We start from the raw sequence: 15,128 nt of genomic DNA, 5'->3' as shown, positions 1-15,128 counted from the left end.
ACTACTTGGGATCAAAAATGTCATTAAATTCTTTTGCAAAATCTTCTTGTCCTAGTTCAACAAAAAGTGATTTTAATTCTTCAAATGTATTTTCAGTTCCAGAACAAAAATCCCAAAACTCATTTTCTACCCATATATCTTGAGTAATATCTAAAGGATATAACTTACTTTTTTGTTCTTCGTACCAAGGTTTTAGAAAAGGGTTAAAAGGAATAGCAATACGAGCTTTAAAATTAGCATTGGGATTTTTAGCAAATCTGTAAGCATACCATTCTAAAAGCTGTCTGTTGAATTTTTTAAAATCACCTAGATTTGATTGTGTAGTTTTGATATCAAAGACGTATTCAATCCCATCTTTAAGAAAATGAATATCTACTCCTGTTCCTGAAGGAGGTTTTCCATAGCTAATAATATTAGCGGGATCATTTTTTGAAGCTGCATCTTTTAGTTTGTTTATACAGTCTTCTGTTTTTATTTTGTCTTTATTTTCACGTTTACTAATTAAGTCCTCTAATACAGTTCGTAATTCAAGAGGAAATGGTTCAGGCTTCAGTATCTTTTCTGTAATAATATTAAACCCGTTTGATAATGCTATTTTTTTTGCTGTCCATTCCCAAACACCTGTCCCTAAACTTGTTTGCAATCCACCAATAAGGGAACTTATTCTTCTTTCCTTTGGAAAAATATGATCTAATATATGATAAGTCTCCAATTTTCTATTTTTTAAGTATCCTCTAATTAATTCTCGAATATGTTCCTTGATTTCTGTTTTAATATGCTCATCCATAGCTCAATTTTCTCCTGTGTTATTACAAGCTGCAAACAAATCAGATATGGATATATTGAGGGATTTGGCTAATTTTTCTATATTGTCTAGGGAAATATTACATTTTCCTGATTCAATACTTGAAATATAAGTGCGATGAAGTTCTGCTTTTTCTGCAAGTTCTTCTTGAGATAAATCTAGTTCTCTTCTTCGCTTTCTTATAGCACGACCAAAAATCCACCGTATATTTACTTCATTATTCGCTTCCATGTTGTATAATCAGTTAATCAAAGATATTAAGTCTACAGATTATACCTGACATTTTGTAGTTTATAGTTAACATAGATGAGATTTACATAACATAACTAGTGTAAACTTGTAACACCCTTGTATTTACTGCTAGATATCCTGAATACCAAATCTGCCGTAGTTAGTTGACAATTGTTAAGATAGTATAGATAACGCAGTGGAGAGGGTAGTTAGTGCATCAATTGATGATGAAACTCTTACTATTACGAGAGTTTTACGCCCGATTCCCAACTTCTGTTAAGCATATAATTTATGGCCTTTTCTTCTATTGTGCGTGCTTTGGCGCGATCGCCTCTTACCGCAGAACTCATTACTAAACTCAACAAACAGCAGGAATTGCGGTTAAATGGGATTTCTCGTCTCCCCAAGGGACTGATAGCTTCAGCATTAGCAAGTTATGAAGATCAGGATTTATGTGTGGTCTGTGCCACTCTAGAGGAAGCTGGGCGGGTTTTTGCCCAAATGGAAGCAATGGGTTGGAAAACTGTGCATTTTTATCCCACTTCCGAAGCTTCTCCCTATGAACCCTTCGACCCTGAAAATGAGTTAAGTTGGGGGCAAATGCAGGTTTTAGCAGATTTGGTGGCGAGGAGTTATGAAACAAGGGGCGGGGAGACCCCGCCCGTACAGGGGGCGCAAAAGCAAAAAACGGCGATAATTGCGACTGTGGGGGCGTTGCAGCCGCATTTACCACCACCGGAAGCGTTTAAATCATTTTGTGTCACTTTGGAAAAAGGGATGGAATTTGATTTAGATGGGTTTGGGGAAAAAATCACGCTTTTGGGATATGAACGAGTTCCCCTAGTGGAAACTGAAGGACAATGGAGTAGACGGGGGGATATTGTGGATGTGTTTCCGGTGTCCTCAGAGTTACCTGTGCGCTTGGAATGGTTTGGGGACGAAATTGAACAAATTCGGGAATTTGACCCCGCCACCCAGCGTTCAGCCTTGGATAAGGTGGAAAAAGTTACCCTCACCCCGACAAGTTTTGCCCCGATTATTTTAGATGCGCTGAAAGACTTACCAAATGTAGAGATGTTTCAGGAAACATCTTCACTGGAAGGGAGTCGGCGGTTTTTGGGGTTGGCTTTTGCAAAACCCGCTTCATTGCTGGATTATTTAGCAGAAAATACCCTTGTTGCCATTGATGAACCAGAACAATGTTATGCTCATAGCGATCGCTGGGTAGAAAATGCTCAAAGTCAGTGGTCGGTTGTTAGTGGTCAGTTGTCGGTTGAATTACCGAAAATTCATCGCAATTTTGATGAATGTATAGCAGAAATTAGTAATTTTAGAAAGTTATATTTATCGGAATTATCAGAAGAAAATAGCGGTTTAAATTTAGCTAGTAGACCTTTACCAGTTACACCTCACCAATTTGCCAAGTTAGGGGAAACTATTAGAAACGAGAGAGAACGCAATTTTGCAGTTTGGATAATTTCGGCTCAACCTTCTCGTTCGGTTTCTCTGCTACAAGAACATGATTGTCCTGCCCAGTTTATCCCCAATCCCCGTGATTATCAAGCCATTGATAAACTACAAATTAATCATATCCCCATCGCTTTGAAATATTCTGGTTTAGCAGAATTAGAAGGGTTTATTTTACCTTCTTTTCGGTTAGTAATTGTCACCGATAGAGAATTTTATGGACAACATTCTTTAGCTAATTTTGGCTATGTCCGTAAACGTCGTCAAGCCACATCTAAACAAGTTGATCCTAATAAATTACGTCAGGGAGATTATGTGGTTCATCGTAGTCATGGTATTGGTAAATTTGTCAAATTAGAAAGTTTAACAATTAATGATGAAACCCGTGATTATTTAGTTGTCCAATATGCAGATGGTTTATTAAGAGTTGCGGCTGACCAAGTTGGTTCTTTATCTCGTTTTCGCACCAGTGCAGATAAAGCCCCAGAATTACATAAAATGACCGGCAAAGCTTGGGAAAATACTAAAAATAAAGTCCGTAAAACTATCAAGAAACTGGCGGTAGATTTATTAAAATTATATGCCGCCCGTTCTCAACAACAAGGTTTTTCCTATCCCGCAGATATGCCTTGGCAAGAAGAAATGGAAGATTCTTTTCCCTATCAACCTACCACAGATCAACTCAAAGCGGTACAAGATGTGAAACGGGATATGGAAAGTGAAAGACCGATGGATAGGTTAGTATGTGGAGATGTGGGTTTTGGGAAAACAGAAGTAGCAATTCGGGCGATTTTTAAAGCTGTCACCGCTGGAAAGCAAGTGGCACTTTTAGCCCCAACGACAATTTTAACTCAACAACATTATCACACAATTAAAGAACGTTTTGCCCCCTATCCTGTGAATGTGGGTTTACTCAACCGTTTTCGCAGTGCGGAAGAAAAACGCAATATTCAAAAACGTCTGGCCAGTGGAGAATTAGATATAGTTGTCGGGACACATCAATTATTAGGAAAAGGTGTGCAATTTAAAGATTTAGGACTCTTGGTAATTGACGAAGAACAAAGATTTGGTGTAAATCAAAAGGAAAAAATCAAAAGCTTAAAAACTCAAGTTGACGTTCTCACTCTTTCTGCAACTCCTATTCCTAGAACCTTATATATGTCATTATCTGGGATTCGGGAAATGAGTTTAATTACCACACCACCTCCCACCAGAAGACCAATTCAAACCCATCTCGCACCTTTAAATCCTGATATTGTCAGAAGTGCAATTCGTCAAGAATTAGATCGAGGTGGACAAGTTTTTTATGTAGTTCCCAGAGTAGAAGGAATTGAAGAAACAACGACAAAACTGCGAGAAATGATTCCCGGAGGCAGATTTGCGATCGCACATGGTCAAATGGACGAAAGCGAGTTAGAATCAACTATGCTGACTTTCGGCAATAATGATGCTGATATCCTTGTTTGTACGACAATTATTGAATCTGGTTTAGATATTCCGCGAGTTAATACAATCTTAATAGAAGACGCGCACCGTTTTGGTTTGTCTCAATTATATCAATTACGGGGTCGGGTAGGACGGGCAGGAATACAGGCACACGCATGGTTATTTTATCCTAAACAAAGAGAATTATCCGATGCCGCTAGACAAAGATTAAGAGCAATTCAAGAATTTACTCAACTCGGTTCTGGATATCAATTAGCAATGCGAGATATGGAAATTCGCGGTGTGGGAAACTTGCTAGGTGCAGAACAATCTGGTCAAATGGATGTTATTGGCTTTGATTTGTACATGGAAATGTTAGAAGAAGCAATTCGAGAAATTAGAGGTCAAGAAATACCCAAAGTTGAAGATACCCAAATTGACCTGAATCTCACCGCATTTATCCCTGCCACCTACATTCCTGATCTTGATCAAAAAATGAGTGCTTATCGCGCTGTAGCCACAGTAAAATCAAAATATGAACTCAAACAAATTGCTGCGGAATGGACAGATAGATATGGGACTATACCAGTTCCAGCAAATCAATTATTGCGAGTGATGGAATTAAAACAATTAGCTAAGAATCTGGGATTTAGTCGCATTAAACCAGAGAATAAACAGCACATTGTTTTAGAAACCCCAATGGAAGAACCCGCTTGGAATCTCTTAGCAGAAAACCTCACTCCCACCATGAAAGCCAGGTTTGTTTATTCTCCTGGGAAGGTAACAGCAAGAGGTTTAGGAGTCTTTAAAGCAGACCAACAATTGCAAACTTTAATTGATACTTTTATGAAAATGCAAGGGGCAATTTCGGAGACCGCTGGAGTCTAATTTTGTCGGTTGGGTGAAGCAACAGCCCAACTCAACAAAAGTATTAATCATGTTGGGTTTCCTGACTTCAACCCAACCTACATCTGGGAGAATATCATCGAAAAAGTAACTGCAATGGGTGAGGAGGGAATCGAACCCGCAACCAATTGATTAAGAGTCAACTGCTCTACCGTTGAGCTACTCACCCGCTTATCGCTTATTAGGTCATGATATCAGACTTTTGACTTTTGCGCTAGTGTTGCAGCTAAAAAACTGGCTACAGGGGAAATTGCATGATCAAAGTGATGCGATTGTTGATACTTGTAACATGAATCAACCCATTTAAACGCTGTACCATTGTTTTGACTAATGCCAATTCTAAGCCAGTGTTCTGTACTTGCCAGGGGGAATGTTTGGGAATGCGGTAAAATGGCTGAAAAACTTGTGACAGTTCATGGTGAGGAATCTCCACACCAGAAATACTGATTTTTAATTCTACCGTGTCTGCATTCAAATCGGCGGTAACTGTAATTGATTCACCTGCGGAGGCGCATTGACAAGCTTGCTTGAGTAGTAGGGTCATAATTTTTTCTAAATCGGTAATATCTGTGGATAAAGGGGGAATTTCTGGGGGGATATCTAGGTGTAACTGTTGTTGTTGACAATTGGTAACATCTCGAAAAGATTCAACAATAGGAAATAACCAAGTTGAAAAATCAATAGTAATTAAAGTAGGAGGTTCGGGATGGGTTTTCAGATATGCAAAGGTAAGAAGATCGTTAAGTAATTTATCTTCGCGTCCACATTCATGATGGAGAATTTGTAATAGTTGGGATACTATTTCTACATCTACAATCCCGGCTGGTGTTATGATACTTTCTAGGGTTTGCACAGCCAGATTAATATTAGTAATCGGTGTACGTAATTCTTGGGCAAGATGTCTGATAAATTCGTGGTGATGATGTTCTCGATTTTCAATTTCTTGAACTTGGGCTGTGGTTTTGGTGTAGAGTTGAGATTGACGAATGGCGATCGCACATTGATTAGCTATTTGCTGTAAAAAAGATATTTCTAATTCTCCAAATTTTGCCTCTGTCCGCCCAATTAGCCAAATATTGCCCAAAACATCCCGATGATCAAAAATCGGACAAGCCAATTGACCCATCATCTGTAAGCCAGAATCATGTCCGGGAACGATTTCTATAGATTGCCAAATTTGTTTTTGCAATAGAGATTGATAAATTTGGGGAAAATCAGCAGTTTTTGTGGTTAAACCTTGAAAATGGGGTAAACTAACACTATATTCGTAGGTAACTGTAGCAGCAGTCAAACAGGGATTATAAAGTTCAATTTGACAGCGATTAAGTTGTAATAAATCAACTAATTCTTGAGTAATAGTTGTTAATATTTCGCGCTCATCTAGACTATCGCGGATGTGTTCAGTAATATGTTGCAGCAACCCTTGAAATTTCTGAATTTGCTGTATTTTTTGAATATTTTCCTGTCTTTCCAACTCTAATTGAATTTGTAAATATTCTACCTGCTGTTGTAATTGGGCAACGGATGTATCTACACCCAATTGCATAGATACTTCTGAACAAAATATGGATGGAGATGGTAATTGCGTCCATTTGGGGATGGATTTAACTTGATTTAGATTCATGCAATAGTTTAGGAAAGAAATCATGGATAATTGATCATCGGGGAAGAGGTACGTGGAAAGAATACTTACTCATGACTGATTTTCCCATCTGCCTATTACCTATTCCTCAACGAATAAATGACATGAGTATGAGAGAGCATACCAAATATTGTGTATTGCTGATAACAACCCTTGTGACGGTTTGTAAACAGGTACGTTAAGTTACAGCTAATTCCATGATCCTATTCTACTCCATGAACTTCTCCACTTATATGACTAACAATTCAGATTTTCGGATTGAAAAAGACTCGATGGGCGATCGCCAAATTGCCAATAACGTATATTATGGGATTCAAACCCAAAGGGCGATTGAAAATTTCCCCATTAGCGGTATTAAACCTTTATCCACTTATATAGATGCTGGTTTATATATTAAAAAGGCCGCCGCTATTGTCAACGGAGAATTAGATTGTATTCCCGCAGATATCAGCAAGGCTATTATTCAAGCTACTGATGAAATTTTAGCAGGTGCATTGCGAGATCAATTTGTCGTTGATGTTTATCAAGCTGGTGCGGGAACTTCTCACCACATGAATATTAACGAAGTTCTCGCAAATCGAGCTTTAGAAATTCTGGGTGATCAAAAAGGTAATTACAAACTCGTTAGCCCCAATGATCATGTAAACTACGGACAGTCTACCAATGATGTCATCCCTACAGCTATTCGCATTGGTGGCTTATTGGCACTTTCTCGCACTTTACAACCAGCTTTAGAACAGGCAATTTCGGCTTTAGAAGCCAAAGCTACAGAATTTCAAGATATCGTCAAATCGGGGAGAACTCACCTTCAAGACGCTGTACCCGTGCGATTAGGGGATAATTTCCGGGCTTGGGCGCAAATTCTCTCAGAACACCAAAATCGGCTTTACATTGCTGCTGGGGATTTAATGGTGTTGGGCTTAGGTGGTAGTGCGGCGGGAACAGGTATGAATACTCACCCAGAATATCGGCAAAGAGTTGTGGATATCCTGTCGCAATTATTGGAATTTCCCCTAGAACCAGCACCCCATTTAATGGCTACTATGCAAAGTATGGGGGCTTTTGTGAATGTTTCTGGGGCGTTGCGGAATTTAGCCCAGGATTTGGTGAAAATATCCCACGATTTGCGGTTAATGGATTCTGGACCCAAAACCGGATTTAAGGAAATTCAACTTCCACCTGTGCAACCAGGTTCTTCCATTATGCCCGGAAAATATAATCCTGTGATGGCAGAGATGACATCAATGGTATGTTTTCAGGTAATGGGATATGATAATGCGATCGCTTTTGCTGCCCAAGCTGGACAATTAGAATTAAATGTGATGATGCCCCTCATTGCCTATAATTTAATTCACAGCATTGAGATCTTAGGTAACACAATTTCGGCTTTAACTACAAGCTGTATTCAAGGAATTACTGCCAACAAAGAAAGATGTTTAGCTTATGCTGAAGGCAGTTTAGCATTAGTCACCGCTTTAAATACCCATATTGGTTATTTGAATGCTGCGGCTGTAGCTAAGGAATCTTTAGAAACAGGTAAATCTTTACGGCAAATAGTTCTCGAAAAAGGTTTAATGACAGAATCAGAATTAGCAACTGTGTTAGACTTAGACCAAATGAGTGCGATCGTACCTCTAACGTAAATACAAGTAAATACAAGATCCCCGACTTCTTTAAGAAGTCAGGGATCTGATAAAATAAAATTACTCTAATAGGTCAGAGTTTCATGAAAATTGCTTTATTTGGTACAAGTGCTGATCCTCCAACTGCTGGACATTTAATAATTCTCAAATGGTTATCTGAACGTTATGATTGGGTTGCTGTATGGGCGGCGGATAATCCTCTAAAATCCCAACAAACGCCTTTACTACACAGGGCAGCAATGTTAGAACTGTTAATTAAAGATATCAATGTTGCTAACCAAAATATTGCCTTAGAACAAGATTTGAGTAGTTGGAAAACTCTAGAAACTGTAGGTAAAGCAAAATTAAAATGGGGAGAAGATATTGAATATACTTTAGTAATTGGGGCTGATTTAGTCAATCAATTGCCGCGCTGGTATCATGTTGAAGATCTATTACAACAAGTACAATTACTGGTAATTCCCAGACCAGGATATATAATAGATGATTCTAGTTTAGAAAAAGTTAAACAAATCGGAGGAAAAATTAAAATTGCAAATTTAATTGGTTTAGATGTTTCCTCTACCGCTTTTCGTGAACAAGGAGATATTAATACTCTCACACCTCCCGTCATTGCCTATATTCATCAACAGCATTTGTACGAATGCCAATACGTAACCAAAAAAAGATTCTAAACTCCATAAATCAACAACCTTTAGCTGACTTTAAAGTTGGTGTTGATAATGTGATTTTTTCTGTAGATACTGCTCAAAATCGGTTGTTAGTTCTCTTGGTTATGCGACAGCAAGAACCATTTTTAAATGATTGGAGTCTTCCTGGTACGTTAGTCCGTCAAGGAGAATCTTTAGAAGATGCTGCTTATCGGATTATGGCTGAGAAAATAAAGGTAAATAATCTCTATTTAGAACAACTTTATACTTTTGGTGGTCCAAACCGTGACCCCAGAGAAAAAATTGATAGCTATGGAGTCCGTTATTTATCAGTTAGTTACTTTGCTTTAGTCAGATTTGAAGAAGCAGAATTAATTGCCGATAAAGTGGCGGGTATTGCTTGGTATCCCGTCAAACAATTACCACAATTAGCATTTGACCATAATGAGATTATTACCTATGGACATAGAAGATTAAAAAACAAATTAGAATATAGTCCTATAGCTTTTGAAGTCTTACCAGAAACTTTTACTTTAAACGATTTGTATCAGCTATACACTACAGTTTTAGGAGAATGTTTTGCCGATTATTCTAATTTTCGAGCGCGGTTACTCAAATTGGGCTTTTTATCAGATACTGGCATTAAAGTATCACGAGGTGCGGGTCGTCCTGCAAGTTTGTATAGGTTTGATAAAGAGGCTTTTGCACCATTTAAAGATAAACCTTTGGTGTTTATTTGAAGAAGGCCAGAGGCAAGAGAAGGCAAGAGAAGGCAAGAGGCAATAGGCAATAGGCAAGAGGCAAGAGGCAAGAGGAATTTCAGATATTATATTAGGTTGAAAGAGGAAGTTAAAATGGCGGAAATAAATGATTTTAAAGATTTACTTATTTGGCAGAAAGGTATGGATATATCTGAAAAATGCTATTTTTTAACTAAAAACTTTCCTAAAGAAGAAATTTATGGCATGGTTCAACAAATTAGAAGATCATCTGTTTCTATTCCTGCTAATATTGCAGAGGGTTATGGAAGAAGATCGTCTAGAGATTACGCGAGATTTTTAAATATAAGTCAAGGTTCAATTAATGAGTTGGAAACGCATCTTATTTTATCAGAAAGAATCGGATTATGTACTTTGGATGAAATTGATTTGATTATTAAATTGCTTCACGAAGAAACTCGAATGATTATTGCTCTTATCAAAAAATTAGAGTTATAAACGATTGTACCACCCACCTCTTAGCTATTCCCTATTCCCTATTCCCTATTCCCTATTCCCTATTCCCTCTTGCCTCTTAGCTATTCCCTCTTGCCTCTTGCCTATTCCCTTTTTTATGATCATGAAAATCGCTATCGCTCAAATTAATCCTATTATTGGTGACTTATCTGGGAATGCCCAAAAAATCCTGAAAATGTCACAACAAGCAGCATCAGAAAATATTCGTTTATTATTAACACCTGAATTATCTATTTGTGGGTATCCACCGAGAGATTTATTATTAAATCCTAGTTTTGTGGAATCAATAGATAAAACATTGCAAAAATTAGCTGAAGATTTACCCGCAAATTTAGCTGTATTGGTGGGAACTGTGGTTAAAAATTCCCAAGCGCACATTTCTGGAGGGAAAAGTTTATTTAATAGTATGGCTTTGTTAGAAAATGGCAAAATCCAGCAATTTTTCCATAAAAGGCTATTACCAACTTACGATGTTTTTGATGAAAAACGCTATTTTGAACCAGGACTACAAGCCAATTCTTTTAAATTAGATAATCTTCATATTGGTGTGACAATTTGTGAAGATTTATGGAATGATGAAGAATTTTGGGGTAAGCGGAGTTACGCAGTTAATCCCATTGCTGATTTAGCAAATTTAGGAGTTGATTTAATTGTGAATTTATCTGCTTCACCCTACACTGTTGGTAAACAACATCTGCGAGAAGCGATGTTAGAACATAGTGCAGTTAATTTTCAACAACCAATTATTTATACAAACCAAGTTGGCGGAAATGATGATTTGATTTTTGATGGACGCAGTTTTGCTTTAAATAAACAAGGTGAAATTGTTTGTCGCGCTAAAGGTTTTGTATCTGATTTTTTGACCGTTGAATTTAATGCCGATAAACAGGATTTACAATTAGGTCATATTTCCCCCATTGATGAATCTGAAGATGAAGAAATTTGGAATGCTTTAGTTTTAGGAGTTAAAGATTATGTGGGTAAATGTCGCTTTTCTAAAGTATTGTTAGGTTTAAGTGGGGGAGTTGATTCTGCTTTAGTGGCTGCCATTGCGACTGCGGCGTTAGGAAAAGAAAATGTGATTGGTGTGTTAATGCCTTCTCCCTATAGTTCAGAACATTCTATTAGTGATGCTTTAGCATTAGCAGAAAATTTAGATATTCAAACCCAGATTTTACCTATTGGGGAATTAATGGAAAGTTTTGATAAATCTCTTGGTGAGTTATTTGCTGGAACAGAATTTGGGATTGCGGAAGAAAATCTCCAATCTCGCATTCGTGGTAATTTATTAATGGCAATTTCTAATAAGTTCGGTTATCTGCTTTTATCTACTGGCAATAAATCAGAAATTGCTGTTGGTTATTGTACTCTTTACGGTGATATGAATGGCGGTTTATCGGTGATTGCTGATGTTCCTAAAACTCGCGTTTATTCCCTTTGTCAATGGTTAAATTCTCATCATCAAAAAGAAGTTATTCTCGCAAATATTCTCACCAAAGCACCCAGCGCGGAACTTAAACCGGGTCAAGTTGACCAAGATTCTCTTCCACCTTATGAAATTTTAGATGATATTCTCGACCGTTTGCTTCATCAACATCAATCAGCAGCAGCAATTATTACCGCAGGTCATGACCCGGCAATTGTGGATAGGGTATTACAATTATTATCCCGTGCGGAGTTTAAACGCCGACAAGCTGCACCGGGATTAAAAATCACCGACCGCGCTTTTGGGACTGGTTGGAGAATGCCTATTGCTAGTAGTTGGTCTGCTTTGCGGAATATATAGGACTTTATTTTTACTGGAGTTTTTTTAACAAACCACTCCAGGCACAGAGTTCACAGAGGAAGAAAAAGGAGGATAAATATATATCTATAGGGTGGTTGCATTTGATTTAGGAGAGGTGATAATCCTTATTTTAGCGACTATTTGCCTAAAAAAGAAATTTTTTTGTTTAGGTATGGCTAAAAGATCAAATTGATATAACATAGAAATGTAGATTTATAGAGGGTATTAACAATGGTAGTCAACCGTATTGAGGCGTTCCAAAAAGCATTTCGTAATTTACAATTACAACCTTTAATCACAGAAGAAGAAATTGAAAGGTTTCAAGTTCCTTATGGTCATGATTTAATTGATAAATTGGAGCATCTAATTTTAGATAGTGATGATAATACCAATCAATTATTTTTTGCTGGACATCGTGGTTGTGGTAAATCTACATTGTTAGCAGAATTTGCCAGAGAATTTGATCATAATTATCTGACTATCTTTTTTTCTATCTCTGATTTAATTGAAACTACTGCTATCAATCACATTAATATTCTTTTTGCTATCGCTGTGCAAATTATGGATAAAGCAGAGAAAGAAAATATTCAGATTGATAGCCAGAAAAAACAAGAATTATTTAATTGGTTTCAAGATAGAACACAGATTGAAGAAAGTAAAATCGGTGCTGAATTGGAAGTAGGTTTTGGTTTTTGGAGTCTCCTCAAAAGTAAATTAAAGGCTGAAGCAAGTATCCGCGAAGTCATAGAAACTAAATTTAAACGTGATTTTCGAGATTTAATTAATACTCTCAATCTGATTGCTCTGGAAGTTTCTTTAGCTTGTAAAAAAGAGATTGTGGTTATTATTGATGATTTAGATAAACTCGATTTAGCATCTATTAAAAGTATTTTTCAAGATAATATCAAAGTTCTTTTACAACCTAGTTTCTTTGTTGTTTATACCCTTCCTATTGCGACGATTCGTGATGGTGTGTTGAAAAAACATATCGAAACTGAAACGAATAATTCTATTTTTGTAATGCCAGTTTTAAAGGTTTATCCTAAAGGTGAAAGTCACAAAAATGAAGCTCAACCTGTTACTGAAACAATAGATAAATTACAGAATATTTTGCAAAAACGCATTGATGATACTTTATTAGCAGATGATGTTTTGCTGAAAATTACTTTATCTAGTGGTGGTGTGATTCGAGAATTGGTTCGCATTGCTCAAAAATGTTGTAGTTTGGTATTAGTACAGTTACGACAAAAAGCAAGAAAAGGAGAATCAATTGATAATGTGCAAATTGATGAATCAATCTATTATCAACGCAAATGAACAAACTTACCTGAGTTTGTTAGTTTCTCTTGAAGCTGGAATTGGAATGCTACAGATTTTTATTGCTGTGTGTGATGCAGATAGACAGCGGGAAAATATTATAGCTAATTATGAGCAGGAATTAGCACCGAATTACAATATTTATCGGGTTTATCTTGATAGTCAAGAACCGAGTTTAAAGCAAGCCATCACAAAACAAGTTACATTAACAGAAAATGCCATAGCTATAGTATTAGGTGCAGAAAAGTTAGGATCATTTAATCAAAATGAATCTTTGAAAAAGTTTTTTGGTTATTTGCAATGGACGCGAGAAGCATTGCGAGAACTAAAGATGCCGATTATTTTATGGATACCATCACGCATTTATGCTCAAATTGCCAAGCAAGCACCTGATTTCTGGAGTTGGCGTAATGGTGTATTTCATTTTCAGCCTGAACTGTCTTTAGTTACAAATAAGTTATTAATCAATCAAAATTTTTATGTAATTGGAAATAATCAACCAAGTTCCGTTTTTTCATCAGAACAATTAGAAGCATCCTTAGTTGAAGCGATTAAGCAATGGGGGGCAGATAGTAGCAAACTAGAAACTCTCTATAGCCAGTTAGGTAATTTATATGCTGAACGAGTAAAATCAGGAAAATCGCCAGATAGAAACCGGGAATTAGCTCTGGCTGAAGAATATCTGAATCAAGCAATAGTTTTGCAAACTCAATTTCAACAAGAAAAAGCTCTTGCTGATACCCTAAATAATTTGGCAGAACTCTACCGTAGCCAAGGAAGATACAGTGAAGCAGAACCTCTCTACCTTGATGCTTTGGAGATAAGAAAACGGATACTTACAGGCGACCATCCTGATGTCGCCACTAGCTTGAATAATTTAGCATATCTCTACAACAACCAAGGGCGGTATAGTGAAGCCGAATTTCTCTTCCTTCATGCTTTAGAAATGAGAAAGCGGCTATTTACGGACAATCATCCCGATATCGCTACTAGCTTGAACAATTTAGCATTACTTTACTATAACCAATGGCGGGAGAGTGAAGCAGAACCTCTCTACCTTGATGCTTTAGAGATGAGAAAACGACTATTTACAGGCGACCATCCTGATGTCGCCACTAGCTTGAACAATTTAGCCGCACTCTACGATAGCCAAGGGCAGTACAGTGAAGCTGAACTTCTATACGTTCAAGCTTTGGAGATGTGTGAGCGGCTATTTACAGGCGACCATCCTGATGTTGCACAAGGCTTGAACAATTTAGCTATGCTCTACAAGCACCAAGAGCGTTATAGTGAAGCTGAACTTCTATACGTTCAAGCTTTGGAGATGTATAAGCGACTATTTACAGGCGACCATCCTGATGTTGCACAAGGCTTGAACAATTTAGCTATGCTCTACAAGCACCAAGAGCGTTATAGTGAAGCAGAACATCTCTACCTTGAAGCTTTAAAGATGTATAAGCGACTATTTACAGGTGACCATCCTGATGTTGCTAGTAGCTTGAACAATTTAGCATATCTTTACAAAAGCCAAGGAAGATACAGTGAAGCAGAACCTCTCTACCTTGATGCTTTAGAAATGTCTGAACGAGCGCTAGGAACTAATCACCCCACTACAATAACCGTTAGGAACAACTTGCAACTTTTACAACAGCAACTCATACCTCGTCCCTTTTATATACGGTTGTTGAATAATCTACTAGCTGTGTTAACTTTACTATTGCATCGTCTACGACTACTAATCAAACGTATTATTATCTTTTCCTGCCGTTTGTTCCGACATTAACAACAGCTTACTAAACTTTAATAAAGTATCACTAAGTAGGGCTTGCTGAATAAACCGAAAACCTAGATATATTAAGAGTTTCCGGGGTAAAAAAGTGAATTACAGCAGTTTGTGATCAAGTCCAGTACAAAAATAGCTATCTAAATAGGGTCAAAAAACAATCCACAATGATTAAACCAATTGAGAGCATTTTCATCAGTAATAGCATTAACCGCCATAGTAATTGCCTCATCAAGTG

The 15,128-nt window shown here is 37.2% G+C and carries 11 protein-coding genes and 1 tRNA gene; 8 read left to right on the top strand and 4 right to left on the bottom strand.

The genetic code is table 11. From position 1 onward, the window contains the following. Position 1 precedes the first annotated feature (1 nt). Positions 2–787, bottom strand: coding sequence for a TdeIII family type II restriction endonuclease (locus PN471_RS21920; protein ID WP_271778634.1), 786 nt, complete (start codon positions 785–787; stop codon positions 2–4). Between the two features lie 3 nt (positions 788–790). After that, positions 791–1,036 carry a helix-turn-helix domain-containing protein gene (locus PN471_RS21915; RefSeq protein ID WP_271778633.1) on the bottom strand — a complete coding sequence of 82 codons (246 nt, stop codon included), beginning with the start codon at positions 1,034–1,036 and terminating at the stop codon, positions 791–793. A 291-nt stretch (positions 1,037–1,327) separates the two neighbouring features. Between PN471_RS21915 and mfd the strand changes: the two genes are divergently transcribed. Then, positions 1,328–4,816: a transcription-repair coupling factor gene (gene mfd, locus PN471_RS21910; RefSeq protein ID WP_271778632.1), complete on the top strand. Its 3,489-nt coding sequence runs from the start codon at positions 1,328–1,330 to the stop codon at positions 4,814–4,816. A gap of 115 nt (positions 4,817–4,931) precedes the next feature. On the opposite strand, the gene PN471_RS21905 is transcribed toward mfd, so the two are convergent. Further along, positions 4,932–5,003, bottom strand: a tRNA-Lys gene (locus PN471_RS21905). Positions 5,004–5,072: 69 nt separating this feature from the next. Next, positions 5,073–6,458: a GAF domain-containing sensor histidine kinase gene (locus tag PN471_RS21900; protein WP_271778631.1), complete on the bottom strand. Its 1,386-nt coding sequence runs from the start codon at positions 6,456–6,458 to the stop codon at positions 5,073–5,075. Positions 6,459–6,709: 251 nt separating this feature from the next. Between PN471_RS21900 and PN471_RS21895 the strand changes: the two genes are divergently transcribed. From PN471_RS21895 to PN471_RS21865, 7 genes are all read left to right on the top strand, one after another. Then, positions 6,710–8,119 (top strand): aspartate ammonia-lyase, encoded by a 1,410-nt coding sequence (locus PN471_RS21895; protein ID WP_271778630.1) that lies wholly within the window; start codon positions 6,710–6,712, stop codon positions 8,117–8,119. Positions 8,120–8,202: 83 nt separating this feature from the next. Continuing rightward, on the top strand, positions 8,203–8,793 hold the full coding sequence (locus PN471_RS21890) for a nicotinate-nucleotide adenylyltransferase (protein ID WP_271778629.1): 591 nt from the start codon (positions 8,203–8,205) through the stop codon (positions 8,791–8,793). Further along, on the top strand, positions 8,763–9,509 hold the full coding sequence (locus PN471_RS21885; RefSeq protein WP_053539997.1) for an NUDIX hydrolase: 747 nt from the start codon (positions 8,763–8,765) through the stop codon (positions 9,507–9,509). Before PN471_RS21890 ends, PN471_RS21885 begins: the two co-directional genes overlap by 31 nt. A gap of 114 nt (positions 9,510–9,623) precedes the next feature. Continuing rightward, positions 9,624–9,986, top strand: coding sequence for a four helix bundle protein (locus tag PN471_RS21880; protein ID WP_271778628.1), 363 nt, complete (start codon positions 9,624–9,626; stop codon positions 9,984–9,986). 121 nt (positions 9,987–10,107) lie between these two features. Then, entirely contained in the window at positions 10,108–11,790 is a 1,683-nt protein-coding gene (locus tag PN471_RS21875; RefSeq protein ID WP_271778627.1) for an NAD+ synthase, read from the top strand. Positions 11,791–12,021: 231 nt separating this feature from the next. Next, positions 12,022–13,107: an AAA family ATPase gene (locus tag PN471_RS21870; RefSeq protein WP_271778626.1), complete on the top strand. Its 1,086-nt coding sequence runs from the start codon at positions 12,022–12,024 to the stop codon at positions 13,105–13,107. Next, positions 13,079–14,890 carry a tetratricopeptide repeat protein gene (locus PN471_RS21865; protein ID WP_271778625.1) on the top strand — a complete coding sequence of 604 codons (1,812 nt, stop codon included), beginning with the start codon at positions 13,079–13,081 and terminating at the stop codon, positions 14,888–14,890. Before PN471_RS21870 ends, PN471_RS21865 begins: the two co-directional genes overlap by 29 nt. The last annotated feature ends 238 nt before the right edge of the window (positions 14,891–15,128 follow it).

The sequence above is a fragment of the Aphanizomenon sp. CS-733/32 genome, from assembly GCF_028330045.1.
Classification (GTDB): Bacteria; Cyanobacteriota; Cyanobacteriia; order Cyanobacteriales; family Nostocaceae; genus Dolichospermum; species Dolichospermum gracile.
Note: the sequence above shows the minus strand (reverse complement) of the source record. Positions and strands in the feature narration are given on the sequence as shown.